The sequence below is a fragment of the Micromonospora sp. NPDC047521 genome, from assembly GCF_055587305.1.
Genome location: NZ_JBVJGN010000011.1, coordinates 14,001 through 28,882, shown reverse-complemented (window position 1 = coordinate 28,882; position 14,882 = coordinate 14,001). Strand labels below are relative to the sequence as shown.

Genomic DNA, 14,882 nt, shown 5'->3' with positions numbered 1-14,882 from the left:
GGGGCGTGTCGTGTCGGACGCCTGGTGCGGCTGCTGGGGCCGGAGGCGGTCGCGGCGTCACCGGTGGGCGGGCGGCGTCGTTTCCCTCGGTGTCCGCCGCAGCGACCCGCAGGGCCGCACCCCGCAGCTCGTGGAGGCTTTCCCAATGGCCAAGCACCGTGCGTCCGGTGACGATCAGTTGACCCGGCAGGGGGTGATCGAGACTCCCGGCGCGGCCTACTGGTCGGTCGACGACTCCCGCTGGCCGGCGGTCCGTCCCGACCTACCCGCCGACGTGGTGGATCTGCTCGCGCCGCCCATCGTGGTCGGCGTGGCCCGGGTTCCGGTGACCTCCCGCCTGACCCCGCCCGCCGACGACGCGTCGGCCGACGTGGCGGCGTCGCTCACGGCTCCCACGCCGCCCATGGCGCCGGTCCTCGCATCCGTACCGCCGGCTCCGGTGCTGTCGGCGGCGGCCGCGCCGGCCGAACCCGCGCCGCCGCCACCCGCGCCGACGCCCCCGCGGCCCGTGCCGACACCGCCGCTGAACCCGCGGCCCGTGCCCGCGCCGCCCCCGGAGCGTCCCGTGCCGGGGCCGCCCGCGTCACCCCGCCGCAACGCGGGCACCGGGCCGGCCACGACCGGCCGCAGGGGTAACGGCGGGCCCGCCGTGGCGGGCCGGCACCGCCGGGGCACGTCGGGCCGCGCTGGCTGACCACCGCGCCGCCCTCGCGGGGCTTTCATCTGGTGGACGCTGCGCGGGTCCCCGTCGGCTCCGACGCGGTCGCCGGTAGCGTCAGCGGGCATGACGGTCGTGCACCCGATCAACCGGGCCTGGATCACCACTGGCGGCACTGGCGCGCAGAACTACGACGAGTTCGCCGACGACGCGGAGATCACCGCGATCATCGAGGCGAACCCGCACAGTGCCCTCGGCATCGAGATGCCGCACCGGGCGCCGGAGAGCGCGGGGAAGTCCTTCCTCGACGCCCTGCCGGACGCGGTGGCCCGCCTCACCGAGGCCAAGGCGGACGGCAGCTACACCCCCGCCGAGCAGGTGGTGGTGCTCTACCGGATCAGCGCCCCGGGCGAGTCCCCGGCGTACGGGCTGTTCGCGATGGTGGACACCGACCAGATCTCCACCCGGGCCGACGAGCCGGGCCTGGTCATCCGCAACGAGGACGTGTTCATCGCCAAGGTGCGCGAGCGGGTGGCGCTCGCCGAGGCGCTCGGTCACCTGCTCTCACCCGTACTCCTGCTCCAGACCGGGTGCGGTGACGAGCTGCACGCCGCGCTCGCGGCGGCGACCGACGCGGGCGGTGCGCCAGCCGCGACGGACACCGACCAGGCGGGGCGCACGCACGCCATCTGGCTGCTCGGCCCCGGCCCGGAACAGGACGCGCTCACCGCCCTGGCGGGCGGCGGTGAGCTGGTCGTCGCCGACGGCAACCACCGCAGCCTGGCCGCCCAGACCGGCGGGCTGTCGCGCTTTCTGGCAGTGGTGACCACCCCGGCGTCGGTGGCCATCCAGCCGTACAACAGGCTGGTCAGCGAGCTGACCACCACGCCGGCCGAGCTGCTGGACCGGTTGCGGGCGGCGGGCGCGCAGGTCGAGCCGATCGACGGCCCGGTCGAGGTCCCGACCGCCGGCGGCGTCGTCCACCTCCGGCTGGCCGACCAGGGGTACGCGGTGCGCCTGCCGGCGGGCGCCGCCGGCCGCCTGGAGAACCTGGACCACGCCCTGGTCGAGCGGCTGCTGCTGCGGGACGCGCTGGGCCTGGACCCGGGCGACAAGCGGATCACCTACGTGGGTGGGGACTACCCGGCGAGCTGGCTCACCGGCGAGGTCGACGCGGGTCGGGCCGAGCTGGCCATCCTGATCGCCCCGGTGACCGTCGACGACTTCGTCGCGGTGAACCTGGCCCGGGAGAAGATGCCCCGTAAGAGCACCTGGTTCACCCCGAAGGCGCGCGGCGGCCTGGTGGTCGCCGAGCTGCCCCGCTGACGACCCGCCCACCCGGCCGTGTGACGAACCCGGCTCTCCGACGCCGCCCCCGCGACGTCGGAGAGCGCGGCCTGAGAGACTGCGCGGTATGCGCGTCTACCTGGGATCCGACCACGCCGGTTTCGAGTTGAAGGTGCACCTGGCCAACCACCTGGCCAAGCAGGGGTACGACGTCGTCGACGTCGGCCCGCACAGCTACGACCCGGACGACGACTACCCGGCGTTCTGCCTGCACACCGGTGACCGGGTGGTGGCCGACGGGGTCGGCCTGGGTGTGGTCATCGGTGGCTCCGGCAACGGTGAGCAGATCGCCGCGAACAAGGTCGCCGGGGTCCGTGCCGCGCTCGCCTGGAGCGTCGAGACCGCCCAGTTGGCCCGGCAGCACAACGACGCGAACGTGGTGGCGGTAGGTGCCCGTCAGCACACCCTGGACGAGGCCACTGGCATCGTCGAGGCGTTCCTGAACACGCCGTTCTCCGGCAACGACCGGCATGCCCGGCGGATCACCCAGGTGGCCGAGTACGAGCGGACCCGGCAGCTGCCCGACCTGCCCTGACAGCGGGCGGGTCAGCGCGGCGAGCGGGGCAGGTCCTCGCGGGGCACCCAGTTGCGCCGGACGACCACCACCCGCGCCTCGGCCTCGGCCAGGTCGTCGTCGGTGGGGCGGGCCGCGTCCCGCGCCCGTAGCGCCGCGCTCAACCCCACCTGGGACGAGCCGGAGCCGACCAGCCCGCGCAGCCCTCGTTCGCCGTCGCGGTCGTCACCGCCCTGGCCTCGACGCCGCGGCGGTGGCGGCTCGTCACCGTCGTGCACCCCGGCTGTGCTGGCGGTCGAGCCGTCGGCGCCCCGTCCACCCGGGTCGGGGTCGGAATGGTGGCGCAGGCGTCGCCGTCGCCGGTCCGGGTCACCCATCAGCCGACCGTACCCTGCCGGCCCCGGCTCGGACGGGGTCGGCGGGAGGGTTTGTCGGGTGGCTACCCTCGAATTCAGGCGGTGGTGGTGCCGTCGGTCAGGGGGAGGACGAGATGGCAGACCAGACGCAGCCGTGGGCGGAGCGGACCGTGGAGGTGCCACCGCAGGCCGGCGTCGGGGTCCCACCGCAGCGCGACGGTTTCCGGCGTGGGGTGGCCCCGGTGGGTCAGCCGCGCACACCGCGCACCGAACCGTTCCCGGTGGTCGGGCAGGAGCCGACCGGCACGGGCTGGCCGGGCGAGGCGGCGCCGCGCCGCCCGTTGAGCTGGCACCTGGCGCAGCTGCGCCGGGGCGGCGAGTGGAGTACGGCGGCCGGCCTGTTCGCGTTCGTGTGCTGGGGGATCTGGGCGCTCTCCGGTGGGGGTGACCTGTCCGGGCCGCTGCTGGTGCTCGTGTTGAGCCTGCTGGTGGCGGTCGGCCTGTTCGCGCTGTCGCGGCTCGTCGGCCGGGTGGTGCTGGAGCGTCAGTTGGGGCGGGTGCGACGCAGCGCGCGCGGCGCGCACCTGGCGACGGCGGTCTTCCTCGTCGGTCTCGGGGTGGCCTGGTTGCAGCAGACCGAGTGGGTCGTCTCGGCCTGGAACTGGATCTCCAACAACTGATGTCGGGGCGCGCACGGGCGGGTCGGCCCGAGGCCGCCCGCCCGTGCACCCGGTCGTCTCCCCACCAGGCAGGGGTGCTGCTTACCCGTCCGGCCACGGTTCATCCGTGGCCGGACGGTTCGTGTGCGTTGCGGAGCGTCAGTGGCTGCCGCCGTGCCCCTCGGCGTCGGCCCTGGGGGAGGCGACCCGGGCGGCCGGATCCTCGACGCCGGGCTCGCCGCCGTCTGGGGCGACCATCCCGTCGTAGTTGTAGAGCGGGCCACCGTCGTCGTGCTGCTTGGTGGTCTTGATGTAGCGGTGCATCATGCCGTCGATCTCCACCTCGACGAGGGCGTCGCCGCCGACGTCGAGGGTGCTGCCGTCACGAGGTCCGCCGATGAGGTGTGCCGTTGTCGTCGTGTCCATGCCCGTAGCCCTACCCAGACGCTCTCGATCGGAAACGGGCCAAATGCGGCAATAGCCTCCGGGTCGCCGTCGACCCGCCGGTGGTGCCGCGCCCGTGGATCCGGGCGCAGCACCAGGGCGCGTCAGCCGGCGGCGGACTCGGCCGCGGCGTAGTCGCGGGCCACCCGGACCAGCTCGACGAGACCGCCCGCGTACTCCTGGGACTCGGCGTGCGCCTCGTCGAAGGGCGGCTGGAAACCGACGCCCTCCCACTGGCCGGTCTCCGCGTTCCAGCGGTCGTTGCCGACCTCGAAGTCCCAGGCGAAGATGCCCAGCTCGTAGTAGAGCTGGTCGGCGGAGTTGCCGGCGGCGGAGTAGAGCACGTCGGCGACCGGGCCGGTCTGCGACGGCCAGGTGACGGTGCCGCGCTCCTGGGCGATGGCGCCGACGATCCGCCGAGCGCTGTTCAGGAACAGCGTCGACTCGTCGATCGACGGCCGGGGCAGGGTGACCCGCCCGTCGGCCCGGTACGCCCCGGGCGGCCACATGAAGTACCCGCCGTAGGAGTGCACGTTCATCGCGAACTTGATGTTCGGGTGGGCCTTCGCGAGCGCGACCACGTTGCGGCTCTCCGCCTCGGACAGCTCCGAGGTGCCCGCGTACGTGCCGGACAGGCAGTTCGCGCTGGCGCCCACATAGCCGTCGAAATAGGACCCGACGGTGTAGTTGCGGTTGACGTCGACACCCCACGAGTTGCGGTTCTTCGGGTCGCGGGCCGCCCCGGTGCAGTGGTTGACCAGGTTCTTGCGCTGCATGTTGAAGTCGTTGAACGAGTAGTTCGCCCCGTCCGGGTTGACCGTCGGGATGACGAACACGTCGACCTGTTCCAGCAGCGCCCGGGTGGCCGGGTCGGTACGGGCGTTGGCCAGCATCCGCTCGGCGAACTCCAGCGTCACCAGCGGCGTGGCCCACTCCCGGGCGTGTTCCTGGGAGTACGCGAGCACACCGACGCGGGAGCCGTCCCGGTGTACGCCGAGGCGCAGCGCCTGCACCGTCCACGGCTTAGCCGGCACCTCGGTGCCCTGGAGGCCGTCGTCGAGCCGGGCCGGACCGGCGACAGGCATCGGCAGACCCGTCGAGCCGTCCTCGACTGTGGCCCGGAACCGGTTCGGGTGCCGTGCGGTGATCGCCGCCGCGACCTCGTCGGTGGTGCTCACCGTCTTGCCGGCGGTGTCGGTGGCCAGCGAGACGGTGAGGACGCGATCGCGGTAGGTGACGGTGAGCGGCCGGTTCCGGCGGCCCGGGTCGACCGTCCGCACCTGCACGCCGTTCATGCCCTGGTCGCCGAAGCGCACCGACTCGACCACCACGGCGGCGACCGCCGGGTCACCCAGGTACGCCACGGCGTTACGCCGGTACCCCTGGGTCTTGTTCGGCAGGTCGATCACGTCGACCAGGTCCCGGTACTGGCGGGCCAACCGCTTGATCCGCGCCTGCACGTCCACAGGAGTCAGGTACGCGTCGATGAAGTCCCTCTGGTAGCCGGCCGGCAGCGGAGGCGGGGTGGCGTTCGGCCAGAGCGACGGCGTGACGACCCGGCTGACCCCGCCGAGGCTGGACGTGGCGGTCAGCTGGACCGGTCGGCTCGGCACCGGCTGGGGAAGGTTGTAGTGGTACTGGTATTCGCCGGAGTCCTCGAAGCGGTACAGCGGGAACGAGCCGGTGGCCCCGTCGGCGGTCCGCCAGCTGACGGTGATCTCGACGTCCGGGTCGTCGGTGGCGGTGGTCGCGACCTGTGCCTGCAGGAACGTCTGCCCGGAGGCGGTCCACCAGTACGCCTGCTGCACCTGGAGCGTGTCCACTGCCGCGGCGGTGGTCGTCCGCTGGTCGGCGGCCGGTGCCCGCAGCCCGGCCCTGGTCCTCGTCTGCGCGGCGCGGACGCTGTCGGCGAAGTGCCGGCTGCCGTCCCCGGCGCGCTGCACGATCTGCACCGCCGTGGCGCCCTGCGCGGTCAGGTCGGCGAGTTGGGCGCCGGTCAGCACCAGGTCGGCGAGGATCCGGCTGTCCCGTGTCCGGGGCCGGTTGGCGAGGTCGGCGCCGGTGGCGACGAGCCGGTCGAGCTGGGCCTGGTCGCGTAGTTGCACCCGGACCAGGGCGGTCTCGGTGGCGGTCAGGGTGATCGGGCTGGCCGGGGCGGCGGGTGCCGCCGATCCGGAGCCGGGATGGGACAGCACCGCGCTGATCAGGATCGCTGTGGTAGCGGCAGCTGTCCACCGTCGTCGGACGATCATGTGCCCTCCTGTGACGGACGTCGATGTGGCTTGGTCCTTACACCAGTCCATTGATCGGCATCTGTCAAGGAGTGTCGTTGGCGCGCTGGGCCGCCCTCCCGCAGTGGCGCGCGGCGGTCTACTCCACGTACGCCAGTTGGACGAGGGTGGTACGACGGCCGCGCCGCACCAGCCGTCCCCGCCCGGGCGGCTGGACGGAGAGGTGTGCCTGCGGCCAGAGCTGGCCCTCCTGCCGCTCGCCGGAGAGCAGCAGGCCGGCGCAGCCGACCTCCTTCATCCGCTGCGGCACCGGCTCGTGCACGGCCCGCCCTGCGCCTCCGCTGCGCCGTGCAAGCACCAGGTGGAAGCCGAGGTCCTTCGACTGCGGCAGGAACTCCAGGAACGGCGCCAACGGCCCGGCGCCGCCACCGGGCAGTAGGTCGTAGTCGTCGCACAGCACCACGATCTCCGGCCCCTTCCACCACGAGCGGTTCCGGAGCTGGTCGACGGTCAGGGTGTCCGGAGGAAGCCGTTTGCGCACCTCGCTGGCGACACCCTGCACGAGACCCGCGGCGGCGGTGGCGGTGCCGGCGTACGCGCCGAGATAGGCGTCGGGCACCGCGTCCAGCATGGTGCGCCGCAGGTCGATGACGGCGAAGACCACCTGGTCGTCGGTGAACTGCGCGGTCAGGTCCCGGACCAGCAGGCGGAGCAGGGACGTCTTGCCGCTTGCCGAGTCGCCGAAGACGAGCAGGTGCGGATCGGTGCCGAACAGGTCGAGCAGGGTGGGCCGCAGCTCCGCCTCGTCGAGCCCGAGCCGGACCCGCCCGTCGGCGGGGAGCCCGCCGGACACCTCGGCGTACCCGATCATCGTCGGCAGCATCCGGATGGCCGGGGCCGACGGCCCCGTCCAGGCCGTCGCCACCCGGGACACCAGATCGTCAAGCCCCTTCGGCAGGGTGCCCACGTCGTCGCTGCCGTCGATCCGGGGCAGCGCGATGTGCGCGGTCAGGGCGTCCTGGGTCAGGCAGCGGCCCGGGGTATCGGCGCGCAGGTTCTCGGCGGCCTGCCGCTTGATCGTCGAGTCCAGCGGGTCGTTCAACCGGAACTCGATCTTCGAGCCGATCACCGCCTGGAGCTGCATCCGCAGGTCCGACCATCTACCGGCGGTCAACACCAGGTGTACGGCGTAGCCGAGCCCACGGGCGCCGATGTCCTGTACGAGGTCGGCGAGATCCTCGAACTCCGCCTTGAGTACCGGATAGTTGTCGATCACCAGCACCACGTCGGCGGCGGGCAACTCGGGCAGCCGCCCCTCGCGGTGCATCCGCCGCATCGTGTCGATGGAGTCGATGCCGTGGGCGGCGAACAGCTCCTCCCGTTCGGTCATCAACATGCTGACCTCGGTCACCGTGCGGCGGATCCGGTCCGGGTCCAGACGGCCGGCCACCCCGCCGACGTGGGGGAGCCCGGCCAGCGCGTTCAGCGCCCCGCCGCCGACGTCGACGCAGTAGAACGCGATGTCCTGCGGCGTGTGGGTCAGCGCGGCACCGGCCACCAGGCTGCGCAGCAGCGTCGACTTGCCTGTCTGCGGCGCGCCGAGGATGCAGACGTGCCCGCCGCCGCCGGAGATGTCCAGCACGAACGGCTCCTGCTTCTGCTCGGTGGGCCGATCGAGCAGGCCGAGCGGAATCCGCAGCCGTCCGCGCCGTTCCACGGGTGCCACCAGGCCGTACGCCGGATCTGTCTCCAACGGGCCGAGGACGGCGTCCAGTGGCAGTGCGGCAGGCAGCGGAGGCAGCCAGATCCGGTGCGCCTGCCGCCCGTGCTCGCGCAGCCGGTTGACCACCACGTCCAGGGTGCTCGGCGCCGTGACGCTCTCGTCCGCCCCCGCCGCCGGTTCGTCGCCCGTCAACAGCTTCGGCGGGTGCCGGGCCACGTTGTACATCAGGAACATCATCGGGTCGGGTGCGGCGTCCACCACCTCCTCGCCGGCCGGCGGCCGGTACGTGCCGGACACGTACGCCGCCTTGAACCGTTCGAAGACCGTGGTGTCGACCTTCAGGTAACCCGAACCGGGCAGAGGCGGCAGCCGGTACGCGTCGGGCACCCCCAGCACCGTGCGGCTCTCCTGTTCGTTGAAGGTGCGCAACCCGAGCCGGTACGACAGGAACGACTCCAGCCCGCGCAGCCGACCCTCCTCCAGCCGCTGCGAGGCGAGCATCTGGTGGATTCCGATCGACCTGCCGATCCGGCCGATCGCGATGAACAGCTCGATGAAGTCCGGTTTGGCGGTCAGCAGCTCGCTGAACTCGTCGATGATCACCATCAGGTTGGGCAGTGGAGGCAGCGGCCGGCCCGCGTCGCGCCGCCTGTTGTACTCGGTGATGTTGGGCAGTTGGCCGGCGTCGAGCAGGATCTGCTGGCGACGCTTCATCTCGCCCTGGATCGCGTCGTGCAGGCGGTCCACCAGACCCGCGTCGTCGGAGAGGTTCGAGATCATCGCCGAGGTGTGCGGCAGGTGTTCCAGCCCGGCGAAGGTGGCGCCGCCCTTGTAGTCGACCAGGACCAGGCTCAACCGCTCGGGCGGGTGGGTCATCGCCAGGGTGAGCACCAGCGTCCGCAGGACCTCGGACTTGCCGGAGCCCGTCGCGCCGACGCAGAGCCCGTGCGGGCCCATGCCGCCCAACGCGGACTCCTTGATGTCCAGGTGCACGGGATTGCCGTCGGGGCCCACCCCGAACGGCACGGTGAGGAAGTCCGGCAGCATCCGGGGCGCCCACAGCGAGCGCACGTCGTAGCTCGCCTCGTCGACGATGCCGAGCAGGCCACGCAGGTCGACGGTCGCCTCCAACGGGGCGTCGTCCACCGTGTCGGCCACCAGCCGCAGCGGCGAGACCCGCCGGGCCAGCAGTTCCATCTCGGTCAGGTCGAGCCGGTCGACGGTACCGGCGGGCGCTCCCCGCAGCCGCTCGCGCTGGGCCAGGATCGCCTGCGCCCGACTGTCGGTGACCTTCCGCAGGTCCTGCACCGTGACCCGGTCGTCCTCGCACAGCACCCGGACGTCCACGTGGGACGGCTCGTGCTGCCGGTCGTCCACCAGCACCACCACCGCCATGCCCAGGTCTTCGGGGGCCAGACCGGCTTCGAGGTGACCGAGCGGGTCCGCCCGCCCGGCCGAGATCTGGTCGACCACGACGACCAGGCGGCTGCCCCGGAACCGGTGCTGCGGATCGCCGAGTCGTCGGGCCCGATTGACCTCGCCGACGCGCCGGGACAGCTCAGCGGTCAGCAGCGACGCCAACCCCATCGGCTCGGCGGCCACGAGCCGCTGCGGGGCGGGGCCGTCGTACTCGCTCGGGTGCAGGCAGTGTGGGAGCCACTTCAGCCAGTCGAACTCCAGCCCGGCGGTGCCGCCGAGCAGCCAGGCGAGGCGTACGTCGTCCGGGGCGTGCAGGGTGGCGAGCTGCGCCACCAGCACCCTGATCAGGTTGCGGGTGGCGGCCGGGCTGCCGACCACCGAGACCACGCCGGTGACCGGCACCGCGACCGGCATACCGTCGAGCAGCCGGTCCCGGTCGACCACCAGCCGTGCGGCGGCCAGGGTCACCGGATCCAGGTCGACCAGCGGGTTGTTCTCGTCGGCCTGGAGGGTGACCCGGCGCCAGAGACGATCCTGCCCGTGCCCGACCCGCAGCACGAGGAAGTCGGGGTCGGCCAGCCGCCGCTCCCAGCGCCGGTGCGGGTCACGGAGCAGGTCCGGCAGCACCTCCGGGGCGGGGTGCCGGTGCTGGGCGGCTGCCCGCTGAGTGGCCGCGTCCGCCCGGATCTGGTCGCGTACCCGGTCGATGTACTCCAGGTACCGCTGCCGTTGCCGGGCGAAGCGCCGAGCCGCACCGGTGCGCTGGGTGACGTACGCGGCGATCCCGCCGAGCACCGTGGCGATCAGCATGCCGAGCCCGGCGATCATCATGATCGGGTTTTTGTTGGCCATCATCATGAGCAACATGCCGGCGCCGCCCATGATCGGGAGGAAGACCTGCATGACACCCGCGAAGCCGCCGCCACCGTCGGGCATCGCCGGTGGCGTCACCACATCGAGCGCGCTCGGCTCCGGCTCCGTTGGCGGGACCCGGGCCGGTCGGTGGATCACCCGCTGCGTCATCGCGACCCCTTCCGGGCCGGACCGATCAGTGCTTCGGCCGGGTTACCGGTAGTGCTCCGACTGCCTACAGTAGTACCGGTCGGCACACTGAGCCGACCGTGCGGGGACGGAGGGTCATGGCAACCCGATTCACCCGAGTGACAGTGGTGGCCGACGGACGAAGCCTCGACATCAGCCTGCCCGCGGCGCGACCGGTGCTGGAGTTCGTGCCGCAGATGTGCGAGCTGCTCTCGCTCACCCCCGAGGCCGCCGGTCGCTGGAAGCTGTCCACAGTGGCTGCCGGCGGGCTCGACCCCGGTCGGTCGCTCGACGACGCCGGGATCATCGACGCCGAGACGCTCTACCTGACCCCGCCCGAGCACGCGCCTCTGCCGCCGTTCGTCGACGACGTGGTGGACGAGGTGCAAACCACTTTGGACGGTGACGGCAGCGAGTGGCGCGACGCCGCCCGGTTGACGGGCAGCGCCGCGCTGGCCGGTGTCGTGGTCCTGACACTCACGTACGCGCTCGCCACCATGCCGGCGCCGGTGGCCGCGGCCCCGGCCGTGCTGTTCACGGTGGCGGCGCTGGCGGTGCTGGCCGGGCGTGTGCTCGGGGCGCCGGGTGGCACGCTCCTGATCGCCGCGGCCGTACCGGCCTGGCTGGTCGCCGGCGTGGCGGTGGCCCGGGCGGCCGGTTGGCCGGAGTCGGCCTGGTTCACCGCCGGTGCCCTGGGTGCCGGAGTGGGCGCCGCCCTGATCGCCCTGGGTGGTGAGCGGTGGTACGGCGTCGCGGCCGGTGGGCTTGCGGTGACGGTCCTCGGCGGGATCGGGACCGCCCTGCTCGCCGCCGGGCTCGATCCACAGCAGACGGCAGCGGTGGGTTCGGTCGTGGTCGTCTTCGCGGTGGGGCTGGCGCCGCAGCTCGCACTCAGCTCGGCCCGCCTCGTCGACCTGCTGCGTCGTCAGGAGGAGAGCCAGTGGGTCGGCCGGACCCTGGTCACGGCGGCGGTCCGCCGTGGTCAGACCGTGCTGTCGGGTGCCGTGGTCGGCGTCGCGCTGGCCGCCACCGCCGCGTGCGTGGTGTTGCTGACCGGGCCGGCCGGCGTCGGCGCGGTGCTGGGTGGCGTGCTGGGGCTGGTGTTCGCACTGCGGTCGCGGGTCTTCACCCGGCTGGGTCAGGTGTTGCCCATGCTCGTGCCGCCGGTGACGGCAGCCACCGTGGCGGTGCTCGGCGCCGTCCGACTCGCCGACGCCGATGACGTGGTGACGGCCTGGCTGACCGTGGGCGGCGCCCTGGTCGTGGCGGCCGTGGTGCTCTGGGCCGGCCGTCCCCGGCTGGACGACGTCGGCGCCGCCCGGTTGCGACAGCTCTTCGACCTGGCCGAGGTGCTCGCGGTGGTCAGCCTCGCGCCGTTGGTGATCGCGCTCTTCGGGGGCTTCGACTGGGCGGCCGGCTGAGCCACGGGCCGACCGCATCCGCCGATCAGCCGATCAGCGTGGCCGGCGCTGCGTGGGGCACGATCGCTGTGGCCGGCCCGGGCAGCTCCGCCGGTCGCACGAGGAGAGGACGGGCCGCGTACGGTTGCGTGGCGGCGGGCGTGCCCAGCCCTCGTTTCTGGCGCTGCTCGGCGAGCAGCCCGCCGATGCGCGTGACCGCCCAGACCGCGATCAGCAACAGAGCACCCACGACCAGGCTCGCGATCACCGCCGCATAGGGACGGCGTAACTCGCGGGGGCCGCGCCGTGACCCGTGCAGGAGCGCGGCCTTGGCGGTGGCGGTGCGCAGCGCGTGCGACTCGACCACAACCCGGTCCCGGCCGTCAGCCACGGGCGTTGCCCTGCTCGGCTCCACCGGGTGCTGCCACGTCGTCCGGACCGGCTGGCTTGATGCTCCGGCTCACCGCGACGATCACGTCGGTGATGACCTGCTCCATCTCGGGATGCGGTGTCGCGGCGCTCAGCACCGCCGTCCAGGTGGTGCCGGGCAACGGCAGGAACAGCTGCAGCACCGTCGAACGGACCCGGGTCAGGCCGCCCGGCGGCACCGTGGACGCGACATCGCGGTGCAGCACCCCGGGCCCGACCGGAGTGTCGACCTCTTCTGCCGTGCCGGTGCGCGGCAGGGTCTGTCGGACCAGGGCGAGGCCGGCCGGCTGGGGCGTGGAGTTGAACCAGCCCAGGTGCAGCCCAGCGCTGCCCACCGTCCCGGTGGACATCGGACCCAGCTGGACCAGACTCAGCGAGGCGCCGGCACGTTGACAGTCGGCGACGAGTTGCTCGACGAACTGGAGGACCGCCCGTCGCTCGGCGGCGCGTAGCCGCTGCCCGAAGAAGCGGTCGTCGACCATCCGGACCGCGCTGCGCTGCCAGGACTCCGGATTGGTGTCGAGCAGCGCCCAGTCTGCGGGGATCCCGACATACCACGCGAAATCCGGGTGCGGGGCATGGGGATTGAGTTTCAGGTCGTGGGCGGGCAGCGGATCACGCATGGAAACGTCGCTCACGCGGCACCCCTACGACTCGGTCGGGCGCAGCGCGGCGGCGGTCTGGCTGTCGAAGTCGGAGACCATCTTGCCGATCGCGCTGGAGAGGCCGCCCCACTCGCCGATGTTGTTCATCAACTCGAGCAGGCTGGTCTTCCACTCGTCGCGGAAATCAGAGATCGCTCCCTGAATATCGGCATGATCATCGGTCAGGCCGGCGCAGTCGACCACACCGCGATGGTCCGTCTCCAACTGATCAGAAAGGCTGGTCAAATTCCCGCCTAGGCTCACCAGTGTCGCGTAAGGATACTGAACGTACGTCATCCCGCCTCCCCGTCATCGCTCAGTAAGGCTAACAACTCACGTCTATTACGGGAGACCCCGATGACCGAGTACCGGCAAATCGGCCGAACGATGGTGCGAGCCCTCGACCCCCGCATCACCGCACGGGTGCGGGCCGAGCGGGAGCGCGCGGAGATCCTCTCCGTCCGGCTGCGGCCGGGGGTGATCGCCGTGGTCGGTCCGGGCGTGGGTACCGGCCGCTCGACCGTGGCGGCCCTGCTGACCTTGGCGCTGGCCCGGTATCAGGGCGGCAGGGTGCTCGCCATCGACACCGGCCGTGGTGGTGGGCTGCACGCCCGTCTGGCGATCCGCTCCGGCGGGTCCACCGAGGTGGTGCTGGCCGGCCTGGGCCTGCGGGACGTCGCCACCGGTCGCCGGCCAGCGGTGGGTCAGCGTTGGCTGCGGGAACACCTCGCGCTGGCCGAGCGGGCGATGCTGCTGGCCGGCCCGCCGGGCGGCGCCGAGCGTCCGGTCGCGGCGGCCGATTACGCCACGGTCTCGGCCACCCTCAGTCGCTGGTTTCCGGTGCGGGTCGTCGACACCCCGCCGCTGACCGGCGATCCGGTCGTGCCAGCGGTGCTGACCCGGGCCGACCGGGTGGTGCTCGTGGCGTCGAACGACGAGCACGGCCCCCGCTGGCTGACCGACTGTCGGTCGTGGATCGCCCCGCTGCTCCGTGAGCCGTTCGACCAGGTAGGCGTGCAGGTGCTGGTCGGCAATGACGCGCGGCCGCCCGCTGCCACCGCTGGGCTGTCGTCCGGTGGGTCCGGCGGCGCAGCGACGTTCGTCCTGCCGTTCGATCCGGCGCTACGGGTCGACGGTGCGTTGCAGTGGGCCGATCTCGCTGCCGGCACTGCGGAGATCATTCTGGACATGGCTGCGCAGATTGTGCGAGATCTCCAACTCAGGTAGCAAGCAAAGGACGTTGCGCGTCTATGTTCGAATGAATTTGGTCGAGTTCACGGGAGGGGCTTCGGATGGGTGCGAAGTTTTCGATCACCGACAATGCGGTCAATCAACACTCGTCGAATCTGGACACATCGGTCGCCGCGCTGAACAGCCAGGCGCAGTCGTTCATCAGCGCGATCGAGCCGCTGCCGGCGGTGTGGCGGGGTTCGGCGTTCCAGAGTTGGGACCAGCTGACTCAGCGGTGGAACACGGCGATGGCCGATCTGAACAAGGCATTGACCGACATCACGAGCCGGGTCGGTTCGGCGGGCCAACTCTACGACACCTACCACTCGGAGCAGACCAGCCAGTTGCAGTCGACCATGGGGTCGGCCAACTGGGACAGCGCGAAGTTCCGGGGCTGACGGAGGTTACGGGATCATGGGTGACGTCTTCAGTTACGACGAGTCGACCGCTGGGTCGGCGCAGGGCGACATCGCCTCGGTCGCCAACGGGGTTCAGGCAAGTCTCGACGATCTGACCAACTTCGTCACCCGGGTGAAGGCCAACTGGGAGGGCGACGAGATGGAGATCTACAACGGAATCCAGATGCAGTGGAACGCTGCCGCGGACACCGTGAAGCAGATTCTCGACTCCGTGAAGCAGGCCCTGGGTCAGACCACCACATCCGTGCAGGAGATGCGCGGTCAGGTGCGGGGGACCCTGCAGGGCTGATCCAGACGTGTGGCGGCGTCCGGGCGTCGATCGAGGTCCGGGCGCGCTGTGCTGGCAGGTGGTGCCGGGCGGGGCGGCG

15 protein-coding genes are annotated in these 14,882 nt (G+C 72.2%); 8 read left to right on the top strand and 7 right to left on the bottom strand.

Going from position 1 to position 14,882, the window contains the following annotated elements; translation table 11 throughout:
- The first annotated feature begins 145 nt into the window (after positions 1–145).
- From ACZ6N8_RS22775 to ACZ6N8_RS22765, 3 genes are all read left to right on the top strand, one after another.
- On the top strand, positions 146–694 hold the full coding sequence (locus ACZ6N8_RS22775; RefSeq protein ID WP_466012508.1) for a hypothetical protein: 549 nt from the start codon (positions 146–148) through the stop codon (positions 692–694).
- A gap of 90 nt (positions 695–784) precedes the next feature.
- Positions 785–1,984, top strand: coding sequence for a DUF1015 family protein (locus ACZ6N8_RS22770; RefSeq protein ID WP_466012506.1), 1,200 nt, complete (start codon positions 785–787; stop codon positions 1,982–1,984).
- 88 nt (positions 1,985–2,072) lie between these two features.
- Entirely contained in the window at positions 2,073–2,540 is a 468-nt protein-coding gene (locus ACZ6N8_RS22765; RefSeq protein ID WP_387121029.1) for a ribose-5-phosphate isomerase, read from the top strand.
- An 11-nt stretch (positions 2,541–2,551) separates the two neighbouring features.
- Here ACZ6N8_RS22765 and ACZ6N8_RS22760 read toward each other — a convergent pair whose 3' ends face one another.
- Positions 2,552–2,896, bottom strand: coding sequence for a hypothetical protein (locus tag ACZ6N8_RS22760; protein ID WP_139586722.1), 345 nt, complete (start codon positions 2,894–2,896; stop codon positions 2,552–2,554).
- A 113-nt stretch (positions 2,897–3,009) separates the two neighbouring features.
- Between ACZ6N8_RS22760 and ACZ6N8_RS22755 the strand changes: the two genes are divergently transcribed.
- Positions 3,010–3,555 carry a hypothetical protein gene (locus tag ACZ6N8_RS22755; RefSeq protein WP_466012504.1) on the top strand — a complete coding sequence of 182 codons (546 nt, stop codon included), beginning with the start codon at positions 3,010–3,012 and terminating at the stop codon, positions 3,553–3,555.
- Between the two features lie 138 nt (positions 3,556–3,693).
- Here ACZ6N8_RS22755 and ACZ6N8_RS22750 read toward each other — a convergent pair whose 3' ends face one another.
- The 3 genes from ACZ6N8_RS22750 to eccCa form a co-directional block, all read right to left on the bottom strand.
- Positions 3,694–3,960, bottom strand: a complete 267-nt coding sequence (locus ACZ6N8_RS22750) for a hypothetical protein (protein ID WP_387121033.1) — start codon at positions 3,958–3,960, stop codon at positions 3,694–3,696.
- 122 nt (positions 3,961–4,082) lie between these two features.
- Entirely contained in the window at positions 4,083–6,230 is a 2,148-nt protein-coding gene (locus ACZ6N8_RS22745; RefSeq protein ID WP_387121036.1) for a M14 family zinc carboxypeptidase, read from the bottom strand.
- 118 nt (positions 6,231–6,348) lie between these two features.
- Positions 6,349–10,374 carry a type VII secretion protein EccCa gene (eccCa, locus tag ACZ6N8_RS22740; protein ID WP_466012502.1) on the bottom strand — a complete coding sequence of 1,342 codons (4,026 nt, stop codon included), beginning with the start codon at positions 10,372–10,374 and terminating at the stop codon, positions 6,349–6,351.
- A gap of 116 nt (positions 10,375–10,490) precedes the next feature.
- Here eccCa and eccD point away from each other — a divergent pair, with 116 nt between their 5' ends.
- Entirely contained in the window at positions 10,491–11,813 is a 1,323-nt protein-coding gene (gene eccD, locus ACZ6N8_RS22735) for a type VII secretion integral membrane protein EccD (protein ID WP_466012500.1), read from the top strand.
- A gap of 25 nt (positions 11,814–11,838) precedes the next feature.
- Here eccD and ACZ6N8_RS22730 read toward each other — a convergent pair whose 3' ends face one another.
- Genes ACZ6N8_RS22730 through ACZ6N8_RS22720 form a run of 3 tightly spaced genes read right to left on the bottom strand, consistent with a single transcriptional unit; the run spans position 11,839 to position 13,162 of the window.
- Positions 11,839–12,183 (bottom strand): hypothetical protein, encoded by a 345-nt coding sequence (locus tag ACZ6N8_RS22730; RefSeq protein ID WP_466012498.1) that lies wholly within the window; start codon positions 12,181–12,183, stop codon positions 11,839–11,841.
- Positions 12,176–12,859, bottom strand: a complete 684-nt coding sequence (locus ACZ6N8_RS22725) for a hypothetical protein (protein ID WP_466012497.1) — start codon at positions 12,857–12,859, stop codon at positions 12,176–12,178. The genes ACZ6N8_RS22730 and ACZ6N8_RS22725 overlap by 8 nt, the downstream gene beginning before the upstream one ends.
- A 9-nt stretch (positions 12,860–12,868) precedes the next feature.
- Entirely contained in the window at positions 12,869–13,162 is a 294-nt protein-coding gene (locus ACZ6N8_RS22720) for a hypothetical protein (protein WP_466012495.1), read from the bottom strand.
- Positions 13,163–13,222: 60 nt separating this feature from the next.
- Between ACZ6N8_RS22720 and ACZ6N8_RS22715 the strand changes: the two genes are divergently transcribed.
- The 3 genes from ACZ6N8_RS22715 (at position 13,223) to ACZ6N8_RS22705 (ending at position 14,803) form a co-directional block, all read left to right on the top strand.
- Positions 13,223–14,092, top strand: a complete 870-nt coding sequence (locus tag ACZ6N8_RS22715; protein ID WP_466012493.1) for a MinD/ParA family ATP-binding protein — start codon at positions 13,223–13,225, stop codon at positions 14,090–14,092.
- Between the two features lie 65 nt (positions 14,093–14,157).
- Positions 14,158–14,493, top strand: coding sequence for a WXG100 family type VII secretion target (locus ACZ6N8_RS22710; RefSeq protein WP_466012491.1), 336 nt, complete (start codon positions 14,158–14,160; stop codon positions 14,491–14,493).
- A gap of 16 nt (positions 14,494–14,509) precedes the next feature.
- On the top strand, positions 14,510–14,803 hold the full coding sequence (locus ACZ6N8_RS22705; RefSeq protein ID WP_466012489.1) for a WXG100 family type VII secretion target: 294 nt from the start codon (positions 14,510–14,512) through the stop codon (positions 14,801–14,803).
- The last annotated feature ends 79 nt before the right edge of the window (positions 14,804–14,882 follow it).